The organism is Pseudomonas sp. NFPP07, from assembly GCF_900115645.1.
Taxonomy (GTDB): Bacteria; Pseudomonadota; Gammaproteobacteria; order Pseudomonadales; family Pseudomonadaceae; genus Aquipseudomonas; species Aquipseudomonas chlororaphis.
Genome location: NZ_FOXG01000001.1, coordinates 739,985 through 753,766, shown reverse-complemented (window position 1 = coordinate 753,766; position 13,782 = coordinate 739,985). Strand labels below are relative to the sequence as shown.

Annotated in this window: 12 protein-coding genes; 7 read left to right on the top strand and 5 right to left on the bottom strand. The window is 62.3% G+C overall.

The features are described from left to right. Nucleotides 1-17: 17 nt before the first annotated feature. The 4 genes from leuA to BM019_RS03520 form a co-directional block, all read right to left on the bottom strand. Nucleotides 18-1,697, bottom strand: coding sequence for a 2-isopropylmalate synthase (gene leuA / locus BM019_RS03540; RefSeq protein WP_007929549.1), 1,680 nt, complete (start codon nucleotides 1,695-1,697; stop codon nucleotides 18-20). Nucleotides 1,698-2,033: 336 nt separating this feature from the next. Beyond that, complete coding sequence (locus BM019_RS03530) at nucleotides 2,034-2,855, bottom strand: peptidoglycan DD-metalloendopeptidase family protein (RefSeq protein ID WP_092417620.1); 822 nt, start codon at nucleotides 2,853-2,855, stop codon at nucleotides 2,034-2,036. A gap of 3 nt (nucleotides 2,856-2,858) precedes the next feature. Further along, entirely contained in the window at nucleotides 2,859-4,238 is a 1,380-nt protein-coding gene (gene xseA, locus BM019_RS03525) for an exodeoxyribonuclease VII large subunit (RefSeq protein WP_085532247.1), read from the bottom strand. A 93-nt stretch (nucleotides 4,239-4,331) separates the two neighbouring features. Further along, on the bottom strand, nucleotides 4,332-5,234 hold the full coding sequence (locus tag BM019_RS03520) for a LysR family transcriptional regulator (RefSeq protein WP_092417619.1): 903 nt from the start codon (nucleotides 5,232-5,234) through the stop codon (nucleotides 4,332-4,334). Nucleotides 5,235-5,335: 101 nt separating this feature from the next. Between BM019_RS03520 and BM019_RS03515 the strand changes: the two genes are divergently transcribed. From BM019_RS03515 to BM019_RS03490, 6 genes are all read left to right on the top strand, one after another. Continuing rightward, nucleotides 5,336-6,103: a sulfite exporter TauE/SafE family protein gene (locus BM019_RS03515; RefSeq protein ID WP_092417618.1), complete on the top strand. Its 768-nt coding sequence runs from the start codon at nucleotides 5,336-5,338 to the stop codon at nucleotides 6,101-6,103. A 144-nt stretch (nucleotides 6,104-6,247) separates the two neighbouring features. After that, nucleotides 6,248-6,796: a hypothetical protein gene (locus BM019_RS03510; protein ID WP_038576146.1), complete on the top strand. Its 549-nt coding sequence runs from the start codon at nucleotides 6,248-6,250 to the stop codon at nucleotides 6,794-6,796. 195 nt (nucleotides 6,797-6,991) lie between these two features. Beyond that, nucleotides 6,992-8,461, top strand: coding sequence for an IMP dehydrogenase (gene guaB / locus BM019_RS03505; RefSeq protein WP_007929561.1), 1,470 nt, complete (start codon nucleotides 6,992-6,994; stop codon nucleotides 8,459-8,461). Nucleotides 8,462-8,560: 99 nt separating this feature from the next. Further along, nucleotides 8,561-10,138 carry a glutamine-hydrolyzing GMP synthase gene (gene guaA, locus BM019_RS03500; RefSeq protein ID WP_007929562.1) on the top strand — a complete coding sequence of 526 codons (1,578 nt, stop codon included), beginning with the start codon at nucleotides 8,561-8,563 and terminating at the stop codon, nucleotides 10,136-10,138. A gap of 290 nt (nucleotides 10,139-10,428) precedes the next feature. After that, nucleotides 10,429-10,710 carry a hypothetical protein gene (locus BM019_RS03495; RefSeq protein WP_092417617.1) on the top strand — a complete coding sequence of 94 codons (282 nt, stop codon included), beginning with the start codon at nucleotides 10,429-10,431 and terminating at the stop codon, nucleotides 10,708-10,710. Between the two features lie 2 nt (nucleotides 10,711-10,712). Further along, nucleotides 10,713-11,234, top strand: coding sequence for a helix-turn-helix transcriptional regulator (locus BM019_RS03490; protein ID WP_062824745.1), 522 nt, complete (start codon nucleotides 10,713-10,715; stop codon nucleotides 11,232-11,234). 18 nt (nucleotides 11,235-11,252) lie between these two features. Here BM019_RS03490 and treR read toward each other — a convergent pair whose 3' ends face one another. After that, nucleotides 11,253-11,957, bottom strand: a complete 705-nt coding sequence (treR, locus tag BM019_RS03485) for a trehalose operon repressor (protein ID WP_007929570.1) — start codon at nucleotides 11,955-11,957, stop codon at nucleotides 11,253-11,255. A 337-nt stretch (nucleotides 11,958-12,294) separates the two neighbouring features. Here treR and treP point away from each other — a divergent pair, with 337 nt between their 5' ends. Beyond that, nucleotides 12,295-13,737, top strand: a complete 1,443-nt coding sequence (gene treP / locus BM019_RS03480; protein WP_009045423.1) for a PTS system trehalose-specific EIIBC component — start codon at nucleotides 12,295-12,297, stop codon at nucleotides 13,735-13,737. The last annotated feature ends 45 nt before the right edge of the window (nucleotides 13,738-13,782 follow it).

Below are 13,782 nucleotides of genomic sequence, written 5' to 3'. Positions count from 1 at the left end.
TTGTCGCCGTAAAACCGTCAGGCGGCTTTGGCGTCCAGCTGGCTCAGGGAGCGGTTCAGCGCGCTGAACAGGGCCTTGAAGCTGGCGGTGGTGATGTTTTCATCGATACCCACACCGTGCACCGCACGCTCGCCGTTCACGCGCAGTTCGATATAGGCCGCGGCCTTGGCGTTGGTGCCCGCGCCGATGGCGTGCTCGTTGTAGTCCATGATTTCCACCGGAACCGGCAAGCCGGCCACCAGGGCTTCCAGGGCGCCATTGCCCTTGCCGCGCCAGTGCAGGTTGGTCTCGCCCTGGCCCTTGCCGGACACTTCCACTTCCACGGCGCTGTGGCCGTTTTCTTCCTGCAGGCGATGGCTGACCAGCGCGTACGGGGTGTTGGCCTGCAAGTATTCGCTGTGGAGCAGCGCGTGGATCTGCTGGGCGGTCATCTCCAGGCCCAGGCGATCGGTTTCACGCTGTACCACCTGGCTGAACTCGATCTGCATGCGGCGCGGCAAGCTGATGCCGTATTCCTGCTCCAGCAGGTAGGCGATACCGCCTTTGCCCGACTGGCTGTTGACGCGAATCACCGCCTCGTAGCTGCGGCCGATGTCGGCCGGGTCGATCGGCAAGTACGGCACTTCCCACAGCGCATCGGATTTCTGCTGGGCGAAGCCCTTGCGGATAGCGTCCTGGTGCGAGCCGGAGAAGGCGGTATGAACCAGATCGCCGACATACGGATGACGCGGGTGAACCGGGATCTGGTTGCACTCTTCGACCACTTTGCGCACGCCGTCGATATCGGAGAAATCCAGTTCCGGATCGATGCCCTGGGTGTAGAGGTTCAGGGCCACGGTGACCAGGTCGACGTTGCCGGTACGTTCGCCGTTGCCGAACAGGCAGCCTTCGACGCGGTCGGCGCCGGCCATCAGGCCCAGCTCGGTGGCGGCTACGCCGGTACCACGGTCGTTGTGGGTGTGCAGGCTGATGATCACGCTGTCACGACGGTTGATGTGGCGGCCGAACCATTCGATCTGGTCGGCATAGATGTTCGGCGTGGCGACTTCGACGGTGGCCGGCAGGTTGAGGATCACCTTGTTGGCTGGCGTCGGGTTCCAGACCTCGATCACCGCATCGCAGACTTCCTTGGCGAACTCCAGCTCAGTGGCGCTGAAGGTCTCTGGCGAGTATTCGAACTGCCATTGGGTTTCCGGCTGCTGGGCGGCGTATTTGACGAACAGCTTGGCGGCGTTCACCGCGATTTCTTTCACGCCTTCCTTGTCCTGGTTGAAGACAATGCGACGGAACGACGGGCTGGTGGCGTTGTACAGGTGGACGATGGCTTTCTTCGCCCCGCGCAACGATTCGAAAGTGCGGGCGATCAGGTCTTCACGGGCCTGGGTCAGCACCTGGATGGTGGTGTCGTCCGGGATGTGGCCGCCTTCGATCAGGGTACGCACGAAGTCGAAGTCGGTCTGCGAAGCGGCCGGGAAGGAGGCCTCGATTTCTTTCACGCCGACGGCGACCAGGGTTTTCCAGAAGCGCAGCTTCTTCACCGCATCCATTGGCTCGATCAACGACTGGTTGCCATCACGCAGGTCGGAGCTGCACCAGATCGGCGCGCGGGTGATGGTCTTCGACGGCCAGGTGCGGTCCGGCAAGTTGATGGTCGGGAACGCGCGGTACTTCGAGGAAGGGTCTTTGAGCATGCTCATGGGGAAATCCTTATTGTCCGGGCCGAGAAGAGGCGGCCTGCCGGTGAATCAATGGGTGTGTTGTTTGAAGCAGGGGACGAGGTACCGCGACTCAACCTGGCAGTCGTGCGCTGACGAGGCAGAGGCTTCGGTGTTGACGGCGCTGAATGAGGGTGTGAGAGGTTTTCATGCCCTCAACCCTAACCACTGGGGTGAAAGATGGCAAGCAGTCGAAAAAAATTGAGATAAATCTCTTAAAAATGGTTTTTTGCGAGATTTTATTCTGTCGAGCTTACGGCTGGCTCGATCTTATTGCGCAGAGTTTTGAACCTGCGCAATCCCTGCGGGAGCCACGGCTCAGGGCTGGAAGGCCCCGATAAAGATCGCCGGATCGACCCGGGCATCGTTCAGGCTGACGTTCCAGTGCATGTGCGGCCCGGTGGCGCGCCCGGTGGAGCCGACTTTCCCGACCACGCCGCCGCGGGCCAGTTGCTGGCCGACCTTCACGTCGATCTTCGACATATGGCAGAACATGCTGATAAAGCCCTGGCCGTGGTCGACGAATACGGTGTTGCCGTTGAAAAAGTAATTGCCGATCAGGATCACCTTGCCGGCCGCCGGCGTCTTGATCGGCGTCCCCGCAGGTACCGCGAAGTCCAGCCCGGCGTGTGGATTGCGCTCCTCACCGTTGAAGAAGCGGCGTACGCCGAACTTGCTCGACAGCGGGCCGCTCACCGGCTTGTCCAGCAGCAGGTTGCTCGGGGTGTTAGGGCTGAAACTGCGGTAGGCGCGGACCTGCTCGGCCAACTCGGCGTCGATGCGCTTGAGGTCGGCCGGATCGGGGTTGACCTGGCGTTTGTTCTTCAGCGTGATGTGCTGTTCCGGGTACTTCTTGCTGCCCACACTGAAGTTCAGGTTGCGACCGCCAGCACTGATCTGCTGGGTGCCCGGCTTGACGGTCAGCGGGATGCCGACAATCGCCAGCCAGTTGTTCTGTTCCTTGACCACCAGCAGCGGTTTTCCCTGGTAGCTGGCCTTGGGCGCCTGGGTGGCGCTGCCCAGGTCGATCACCGCCACGCCGCCGGGCACCGGTTTGTTCAGCAGGCGCGTGATGTAGCTATCGGCGTGGGCGTTGAAGGTCAGGCACAGCAACAGCAGGGAGCTCAGAAAACGCGGCATGGATCAATCCAGTAAAGAAAGGGTGACAGGCGTCAGGTGATTGTCCTCGACCCGGACCTGCAGTTCGCCTTCGCCGAGCCGGGCTTTGAGGCGCTGGCCCGGCTGGGTCTGTGCGGCGCTGCGAATGGCCTGGCCGCGTTCGTCCAGCAGGATGCTGTAGCCACGGCCCAGGGTGGCCAGCGGGCTGACCACATGCAGGGTCTGCATCTGGCTTTGCAGTTGCAGGCGACGGGATTTCAGACCTTCGCGCATGGCCCGTGGCAGGCGTTCGGCCAGGCTGTCTAGGCGTTGCCGCAGCAGCGCCAGTTGCCGCCCGGGGTGTTGGCCGGCGAGCCGGGTTTCCAGGCGGATCAGGCGCTCGCGGCGGGTATTGAGGCTGCGCTCGAACGCCCGGCGCATACGCATGTCCAGGTCGTCCAGGCGCTGCGCTTGCTGGCGCAGGCGTTCACCTGGGTGACGCAGGCGCCGGGCCATGCCTTCCAGGCGCAGACGATCACGCAGCAGCCGATCGCGCATGCGCATCACCAAGCGCCGATGCAGGCTTTCGACGCGGTGTTGCAGGTCGCTGGCGTCCGGCGCGAGCAGTTCGGCCGCCGCCGAGGGCGTTGGTGCGCGCACGTCGGCGACGAAGTCGCTGATCGATACGTCGGTTTCATGACCCACGGCGCTGACGATCGGCGTGACACAGGCATCCACCGCCCGGGCCACGGCTTCTTCGTTGAAGCACCAAAGGTCTTCCAGGGAGCCGCCGCCACGGGCCAGGATCAGCGCGTCGAAGCCCCGGGCATCGGCCATCTTCAGGGCGCGGACGATCTGCGCGGTCGCCTCGCGGCCTTGTACGGCGGTCGGGATCAGGGTCAGGGCCACCTGTGGTGCGCGGCGCCGGAACACGCTGATGATGTCGCGAATCACCGCGCCGGTCGGCGAACTGATAATGCCGATGCGCTGCGGATGGGCGGGCAGCGGCACTTTGCGTTCGCTGCTGAACAGGCCTTCGGCGCTGAGCTTTTCCTTCAGCGCATCGAAGGCCAGGCGCAGGGCGCCGTCGCCGGCCGGTTCGACCGTATCGAGGATCAGTTGGTAGTCGCCGCGGCCTTCGAACAGCGAGACCTTGCCGCGTACCTTGACCGCCAGGCCGTCCTTCAGCGCCTGGCGCACCCGCGCGGCATTTTGCCGAAACAGCGCGCAGCGCACCTGGGCACCGCTGTCCTTGAGGGTGAAATACACATGGCCGGACGCCGGGCGGGCGAGGTTGGAAATTTCGCCTTCGACCCAGATGTTGCTGAACACGTCTTCCAGCAACACCCGCGCACGGCCGTTGAGCTGGCTGACGGTCAGGACTTCGCGGTCCAGGCCGAGTCTTGCAAAGGGATCTTTAATCATGGGGCGCAGTTTAAAGGCATTCGGCAAACAATCTCCATGGATCGAAACAAAAGGAGACGATGCCTTTGCCGGCCTCGAATACGCCTTCGGCGGTTAGGGCGTGAGAGCGTTGTGGAAGTGTTCGATGAACTGTTTGACCAAAGGTGTCGGATCTTGCCGACAGGCGAGGGCGACCGTGCTCTGGCACGCCGGGTCCGCCAAGGGCAGGAAGTGCAGGCTGGCGGGCGCGATGTCACGCATCGACTCGGGCAGCAGGGCGATGCCGAATCCGGCCTGGATCAACTGCAACTGAGTGGTCTTGCGCGACAGCACCCGCGCCGCCTTGGGGAAAAAGCCCTGGCGCATGCACAGCTCGGCCGACAGGTAACTCAGGCCGCCACGCTGCGGATGGGGAATGGAGATAAAGGCTTCGTCGCGCAGTTGCGCCAGATCCACGCCCTGCTTGGGAGGATCTGCTGCCAGAGGGTGGCCCAGCGGCACGGCCAGCAGCAGGCGTTCGCTGAACAGCGGCGTGATCTGCACGCCCTCGCGCTGGCGCAGTACCGGCAGTCGCAGCAGGCCGATATCCAGCCGGCCTTCGGCGACTTCCTCCAATTGCGCTTCGGAGGACAGGGTGGCGATATCCATCGAGGCCCCCGGGCACCGCTCCAGGTATCTGCTGATGGCGCGCAGCAAGCGGCCGCTCATGGACACGGTGCTCGAGTGGCTCAGGCGCAATGTCCCCAACTGCCCCTGGCCGACCTGGGTCGCCAGTTCGCTGGCCTTGTTTAGCTCATCGAGCAGGTTGCGGGCGCGCGGGTAGAACGCCTCGCCCGCCGCCGTCAGCCTGGGCAGGCGCGCAGTGCGCTCGAACAGCGGGGTCTTGAGGTGGGTTTCCAGTTCCTTGATCTGCCGGCTGAGGGCGGACTGGGCAACGAACAGGCGTTCGGCGGCGGCGCTGAAACTGCCGCTGTCGGCGATTTCCACGAAGTAGCGCAGTTGGCGGGTTGAAATCACGCGTCATGCCTTTTTGAGATGAGTAGATGGCTTTGATGATATTAGTCGCAAGGCTTGTGGCTGGCTAAAGTCATTCCTTGATAAAGAAGGAAGGCGAATCGATGAGCATGGTCGAGTTGTTGGGGCAGTGGTCGTTGGGGACGAGTGGCTGGTTGGCGATCGGCCTGGGGATTGCCCTGGCGTATATCGTGTTTGGCATCGCCGGGTTTGGTACGGCGCTGGTGGCCGGGCCAGTGCTGATCCTGTTCATGCCGCTGTCGAAGATAATCCCGCTGCTGGTGCTGCTGGATTTTGTCGCGGCCTTTGGCAATCTCCTGCCGTCGCGGCGGGATGTCGATCGCTCCGAGCTGTTGCGCCTGCTGCCGTGCATGGCACTGGGCTGCACCCTGGGGGTGATCTTCCTGCTCAACCTCAAGTCCGATGTGTTGCTGCTGTTGATGGGGCTGTTTATCAGTGCTTATGCGGTGTACAGCCTTTGGGTCAAGGCAAGGCCCAAGGCGCTGGCGGCGGGCTGGGCGATTCCCATGGGGACCGTGGGTGGAACGTTCGGCGCGCTGTTCGGCAGTGGCGGCTTTTTATATGCCATCTATTTGAACAGCCGTTTGCCCAAGGATGCGGCGCGGGCTACCCAGAGTGCATTGATCAGTTGCAGCACGGTGGTACGCCTGAGCCTGTTCGCCATTGCCGGCGTTTATGCGCAACTGCCTTTATTGGTGCTGGCGCTGTGCTTGTTGCCGGCCATGGCCCTGGGCCTGTGGATTGGTCGGCGGCTGACCATGAAGTTGTCCCGCGAGGCGTTCGTCCGGCTGGTGACCTGGCTGGTGCTGGCCAGCGGCATTGCCCTGGTCGGTCGTTACCTGAGCACTTGACCTCTGGGGTTCAGGGATTAAGCTGCGGGCCCTCGGATTTGCCAGGCACGCCGACTTCTACACTTATTGGCAGGTATCGACTCGCTGACGGTACTGTTCGAGTAGGCGACGCAGACTTCCCTTCAAACGCTTCAGGCCCCATCCATGAACTCGCAAAGCATCATCGTCCCGAAAATCTCCACCTTGCCGGTTCACGAACCCCGCGCCCGGGCGATCGTGCGTTGGCTGGTGCGCAAGAACATCGTCGAGGAGGCCTTGAGCACCTGTGGTCGTACCGGCAATCGCATGGCGCATGCGATCGCCCCAGGCGCGCGGGAGGTGGTGCTGCACCCGGAGGCCTTGCCCTTCGGTGAACCGGTCAACGGCCTGGAGATCATTACCAAGCGCTGCATCTATACCCCGGCCAAGGGGTTTCTCGAGGAAGCGGGTTGTGCCGAGTGCCGCCAGGAAGTGGGGGAGGCGCTGTTCGAGAGCCTGGAGGACTGGATGCCCGGGCGCACCGATAACTTCACCTGCCCCGAGTGCGGGCATGAAGATGACATCAATGGCTTTCTGTTCTTGCAGGAGTGCGGGTTTTCCAACCTCGGTTTCATCTTCAACAACTGGGCCGAAGCCGGGTTCAAGCAGAGTTTTCTCGACGAGTTCGCCGAATGGCTGGATCAGCCGGTGAGCTGGGTGAAGGTGGAGTTGTAAGGCGATTTCGGCAGCCGGTTCCGGGGGGTGAATTCATCATCGGCAGGTGCCATGTCTGTTCGCGAAACAGATGCCGTGTTCCGGCAAATTCCCCATCCATCACCCCGTTGATAATAGACAGAGTTTTACATTGAGCCCGGGTAGGTGTCTGAGTATAATGGCGCGCTTCCATTTTCCCGCTCGGGAGCCCCCGCGATGCTGCGTATCAGCCAAGAAGCTCTGACCTTCGACGACATTCTCCTAGTGCCCGGTTATTCCGAGGTGCTTCCTAACGAAGTCAGTCTCAAGACCCGTCTTACCCGTGGCATCGAGCTGAATATTCCACTGGTTTCCGCCGCAATGGACACCGTCACTGAAGCCCGTCTGGCAATCGCCATGGCTCAGGAAGGTGGCATCGGCATCATCCACAAGAACATGACCATCGAGCAGCAAGCTGCCGAAGTCCGCAAGGTCAAGAAGTTCGAAGCCGGCGTCGTCAAAGACCCGATTACCATCGAGGCTGACGCCACGGTGCGCGACCTGTTCGAACTGACCCGCATGCACAACATTTCCGGCGTTCCGGTACTGCACGATGGCGACCTGGTCGGCATCGTCACTTCCCGTGACGTGCGTTTCGAAAACCGCCTGGACGCCAGCGTCCGTGAAGTGATGACGCCTAAAGAGCGCCTGGTCACGGTCAAGGAAGGCGCCGACAAGAACGACGTGCGCGAGCTGCTGCACAAACACCGCATCGAGCGCGTGCTGATCGTCGACGACAAGTTCGCCCTCAAAGGCATGATGACCGTCAACGACATCGAAAAAGCCAAGGCTTACCCGCTGGCCAGCAAGGACGATCAAGGTCGTCTGCGCGTCGGGGCTGCCGTCGGTACCGGTAAAGACACCGGTGACCGCGTTGCCGCCCTGGTCAACGCCGGCGTGGACGTGGTGGTGGTCGACACCGCCCACGGTCACTCCAAGGGTGTGATCGACCGCGTTCGCTGGGTCAAGGAGAACTACCCGCAAGTGCAGGTGATCGGCGGCAACATCGCCACCGGTGCCGCAGCCAAGGCCCTGGCCGCGGCGGGCGCCGATGCGGTCAAGGTCGGTATCGGCCCTGGCTCGATCTGCACCACCCGTATCGTCGCCGGTGTCGGCGTACCGCAAATCAGCGCCATTGCCAATGTCGCCGCGGCCCTTGAAGGCACCGGCGTTCCATTGATCGCCGACGGCGGCATCCGCTTCTCCGGTGACCTGTCCAAGGCCATCGTCGCCGGTGCTTCCTGCGTGATGATGGGCTCGATGTTCGCCGGTACCGAAGAAGCGCCAGGCGAAATCGAACTGTTCCAGGGTCGCTCCTACAAGGCTTACCGCGGCATGGGTTCGTTGGGCGCCATGTCCCAGGCCCAGGGCTCTTCCGACCGTTACTTCCAGGACTCCTCCGCGGGTGCCGAGAAGCTGGTTCCGGAAGGCATCGAAGGCCGTGTTCCCTACAAGGGCACCCTGACCGCCATCATCCATCAGCTGATGGGTGGCCTGCGTTCTTCCATGGGCTACACCGGTAGCGCCAACATCGAAGAAATGCGCACCAAGCCAGAGTTCGTACGCATCACTGGCGCCGGCATGGCTGAATCCCACGTCCATGACGTGCAGATCACCAAGGAAGCGCCAAACTACCGCGTAGGTTGATGCTTCAAGCAAAACGTTAAATGACCGGGGCTGTTTTATTCAGCCCCGAGTCGTTTCTGAATCACGACTGTTTTCGAATTACCTAGACGAGACTGAATCATGGCCCTCGACATTCACGCCCACCGCATCCTGATCCTCGATTTCGGTTCTCAGTACACCCAATTGATCGCCCGTCGCGTGCGTGAAATCGGCGTGTACTGCGAACTGCATCCGTTCGACATGGATGACGAAGCGATTCGCGAATTCGCTCCCAAAGGCGTCATTCTCGCCGGCGGCCCCGAGTCCGTGCACGAAGCCAACAGCCCGCGTTGCCCGCAAGCGGTGTTCGACCTGGGCGTGCCGGTCTTCGGTATCTGCTACGGCATGCAGACCATGGCCGAGCAAATGGGCGGCAAGGTCGAGGGTTCCGAACTGCGTGAATTCGGTTACGCCCGCGTCGATGTGGTCGGCAAGAGCCGCCTGCTGGACGGCATCGAAGACCACGTCGACGCCGACGGCCTGTTCGGCCTCGACGTGTGGATGAGCCACGGTGACAAGGTCACCAAGATGCCGCAAGACTTCCACATCCTGGCCAGCACCCCGAGCTGCCCGATCGCCGGCATGTTCAACGACGACCTGCGTTACTACGGCGTGCAGTTCCACCCGGAAGTGACTCACACCAAGCAGGGCGGTCGCATCCTGTCGCGCTTCATCCTCGACATCTGCGGCTGCGAAGCCCTGTGGACCCCATCGAAAATCGCTGAAGACGCCATTGCCCAGGTGCGTGCCCAGGTCGGCACCGACAACGTGCTGCTCGGCCTGTCCGGCGGCGTCGATTCCTCGGTGGTTGCGGCCCTGCTGCACAAGGCCATCGGCGACCAGCTGACCTGCGTTTTCGTCGACAACGGCCTGCTGCGCCTGCACGAAGGCGAGCAAGTGATGGCCATGTTCGCCGAGAACATGGGCGTCAAGGTGATCCGCGCCAACGCCGAGGAGCAGTTCCTCAACAACCTGGCCGGCGAAGCCGACCCGGAGAAGAAGCGCAAGATCATCGGCCGTACCTTCATCGATGTGTTCGATGCCGAATCCTGCAAGCTGGACAACATCAAGTTCCTGGCCCAGGGCACCATCTACCCGGACGTGATCGAGTCGGCTGGCGCCAAGAGCGGCAAGGCCCACGTGATCAAGTCGCACCACAACGTGGGCGGCCTGCCGGAAGAAATGAACCTCAAGCTGGTCGAGCCTCTGCGCGAGCTGTTCAAGGACGAAGTCCGTCGTCTGGGCCTGGAGCTGGGCCTGCCGTACGACATGGTCTACCGTCACCCGTTCCCGGGCCCGGGCCTGGGCGTGCGTATCCTTGGCGAAGTGAAGAAGGAATACGCCGACCTGCTGCGTCGCGCCGACCACATCTTCATCGAAGAGCTGCGCAAGGCCGACTGGTACCACAAGGTCAGCCAGGCGTTCGTGGTGTTCCAGCCGGTGAAATCGGTGGGCGTGGTCGGTGACGGCCGTCGTTACGCCTGGGTCGTGGCCCTGCGTGCCGTGGAAACCATCGACTTCATGACCGCGCGTTGGGCGCACTTGCCTTACGAGCTGCTGGAAACCGTCAGCGGCCGGATCATCAACGAGATCGAAGGCATCTCCCGCGTCACCTACGACGTGTCGAGCAAGCCGCCAGCCACCATCGAGTGGGAGTGATCCTGGCCGAGTGATCGGCCACTGATCGTTCAGGCAACAGCAATGGCGATCGAGACCTTCGGGTGTCGATCGCCATTTGTGTTTCAGGGTCTTTAAAAAAACCGCTTTCCAGCCCTCCCGCAATACCAGGAAAGACTTGGGCCCATCGTCGTCCGCCTGGCCTGTGTACCCTCGACAGACATTCATCGAACGCCCTGCGGCAGCCTTTGGCGATGCCGGTGCGGGTGTTGAAAGATTTCATGGTTGTCAGTTGACAACCTTTTCATTGTTGACGAGACTGGAGGCCATGGATGGCTCGCACACCTCATCCCAGGAAAGACATTGAAATGGCGCTGCGCTACGCCGAATGGCAGGGCTGGCGCGTCGAAGTCGGCGGCGGTCATGCCTGGGGCAGGATCTACTGCCCTTACAACAGTGAGGTGTGTCGTTGCGGCGAGTTCTGCATCACCAGTGTGTGGAGCACGCCGAAAAATCCCCTCCAGCATGCCCGGGCGCTGTGCCGGGTAATCGACAACTGCACGCTGAATCAGCTGCGCGGCGGGAAAGTCCCGCAACCTCGTCGGGAGTCATGACCATGGAATACCTGTTTACCCTCAACTACCTGCTGCCCGCCCACGACTGCGACCCGGACGTGCTGGTGGAGCGCCTGGGCGCGGGGGGCTGCACCGACGCGCTGGTCGGTACCGGGCTGGCGGGGCGCCTGGCCCTGGAATTCAGCCGCGAGGCCGAAAGCGGCGAAGCGGCCCTGCTCAGTGCCCTGAGCGATATCAAGCGGATCATTCCGGATGCGCGACTGGTAGAGGCCAGCCCGGATTTCGTCGGCCTGAGCGAGATTGCCGATATCGTCGGGGTCTCCCGGCAGAACATGCGCAAGTTGATGCTCAACCATGCCGGCAGTTTCCCCCTGGCGATCCACGAGGGCAGTGCCTCGCTCTGGCATCTGGCGGAAGTGCTGAGCTGGCTGGCGGCCCGGGGCGGTTACCAGTTGCAGCATCCGGTGATAGAAGTGGCGCGGGTCGCGCAATCCGTGAACGTCGCCAAGGAGGCCCGGCGGGTCGGCACCCCGAGCGCCGAACTGGTGGCGCTGCTGGGCTGAGCGGGCCTGCCGCGGCGGTCAGCGCCGGGCGACGTCCGAGAAGTAGAACTTGTCCAGGGTATGGCGTGATTCGGTGTATTCGAACTGCCGGCCGTCCTGCAGGAAGGTCTGGTTGCTCACCACTATCACGTGGCTCTGGCCCTCCAGGTCCAGGTGCTGCTGGTCATCCCGGGTGCGTGGGGTGGCTTCGATGGTCCGCTGGGCGTAGCTGATCTGCAATTGCAGGGTCTGCTCGATATAGGCGTAGATCGAGTGTTCGGCAATCTGCCGGTCCAGCCCCGGGATCAACTCGGCGACGAAGTGGTTGATGTCGAGAATCACCCGTTTGCCATCGATACGCCGCACCCGCTTGATGCGGGTAATCAGGCTGCCTTCCTCGGCCTGCAGGTGTTCGCGCAACGCGCCTTCGAGGGGAAACTGGGTGAACTCCACCACCTCGGTGCTGACGTCGTTGCCCAGGCGCGGATAGGTTTCCTGGAAGCTGACAATGCCGCCCAGCTGGAACTCGATCGGGTGCGGCGACAGCACAAAAGTGCCCTTGCCGTGGATCTTCTGGGCGAAGCCGCGCTCCTGCAACTGCTCGATGGCCTTGCGCACGGTGCCGCGGCTGGCCTGGTAGCTGTCCATCAACTCGGTTTCGGAAGGCAGACGAGCGCCGCGTTCCAGGCGCTCGGTGGTGATGCTGGCAAGCAGATCGCTGTAGATCTGGTTGTATTTACTCATGGGATGGCTCTGTGCCGTCTGCGCTCAAGGCGGGAACCTTAAGGGCCGTGAGCGGATTTGTCTATTTGAGGCGAGTGGGTCGAACGCCTGACTGCGGGTGTCGAAATGGCAATGAAACACCTTACAGCAGTTTAAGAATTTTCTGTCGCGCATGGCGCGCTTTGCCGGAAAGTGTGGATCTAGAGCCGTTTTTGCGCAGCAGAAACTGCCTGCGACCTGGGTTTCGGAGCGACGTCGGCAAACTCGTCTGTACGAGTTGTTGCTTTAACTCGTACAGACGAGTATTTTTCGCTTCGGCGTGCTGCCAATAACAAAAAACCAAAGCGGAAGAACAAGCATGAGCCACGATTACTCCACGATCGCCAGCGAGTTGCTGCACAGCCTCGGTGGCGCCGACAACCTCGAACAAGCCGCGCATTGCGTCACCCGCCTGCGCCTGGCGCTCAAGGACCCGAGCCGGGTGGACAGCGCCACGCTGAACCAGATCGATCTGGTCAAGGGTTCGTTTTTCACCGGTGGCCTGTTCCAGGTGGTCATTGGCCCCGGCGAAGTCGAAAAGGTCTATGCCGCGTTGCGCCAACTCACCGGGCTGGCCGCTTCCACCATCGCCGACGTCAAGCAGAAGGGCGCCGACAAGACCAACGCCATGCAGCGTCTGGTGCGGGTGTTTTCCGATGTCTTCATGCCGATCCTGCCGGCGCTGATCATTGCCGGCCTGCTGATGGGGGTGAACAACCTGATCGGCGCCAAGGGCATGTTCATCGAAGGCCGGACCCTGCTCGAGGCCTATCCGACCCTGGATGGCGTGTGGAGCCTGATCAACCTGATGGCTAACACCTCCTTCGTATTCCTGCCGGCACTGGTGGGCTGGTCGGCGGCCAAGCGCTTTGGCGGCAGCGAAATCCTCGGCATCGTGCTGGGCCTGATGCTGGTGCACCCCGACCTGCTCAATGCCTGGAACTACGGCAAGGCCGTGGCCGGGCTGGAGGGCCAGAGCCTGCCGTACTTCGACATCTTCGGTCTGTTCCAGATCGAGAAGGTCGGCTACCAGGGGCAGATCCTGCCGATCCTGCTGGCGGCCTACGTCATGAGCGTCATCGAGAAATGGCTGCGGGCGCGGGTGCCGAATGCGATCACCCTGCTGGTCGTGCCCATCACCACCATCGTGGTCACCGGCGTGCTGGCGCTGGCGGTGATCGGCCCGGTGACCCGGCACCTGGGGATCCTGATCACCGAAGGCGTGGTCACCCTGTTCGAACTGGCACCGATGGTCGGCGGGGCGATTTTCGGCCTGCTCTACGCGCCGCTGGTGATCACCGGCATGCACCACATGTTCCTCGCCGTGGACTTGCAACTGATCTCGACCCAGGGCGGCACCTTCATCTGGCCGATGATCGTCATGTCCAACCTGGCCCAGGGCAGCGCGGCGCTGGCGGTGTTCAGCATGAGCCGCAACGCGCGGGACCGCAGCATGGCTTCGACCTCGGCGATCTCCGCCTATTTCGGCATCACCGAGCCGGCCATGTTCGGGGTCAACCTGCGCTACAAGTTCCCGTTCTACGCTGCGCTGATCGGCTCGGCGCTGGGCTGCATTTTCCTCTCGCTGAACAAGGTCCAGGCCTCGGCCATCGGCGTCGGCGGGCTGCCCGGATTCATCTCGATCATTCCCCAGTACATCCCGATGTTCGTGGTCGGCATGGTCGTCGCCCTGGTGGTGCCGTTCGTGCTGACCTGCGGCTTGAGCATGAAGATCATCCGGCCGGGGTATCGCGTCGCTTGAAAAATCGCATCGCGAGCAAGCTCGCTCCTACATGACCGCATATTC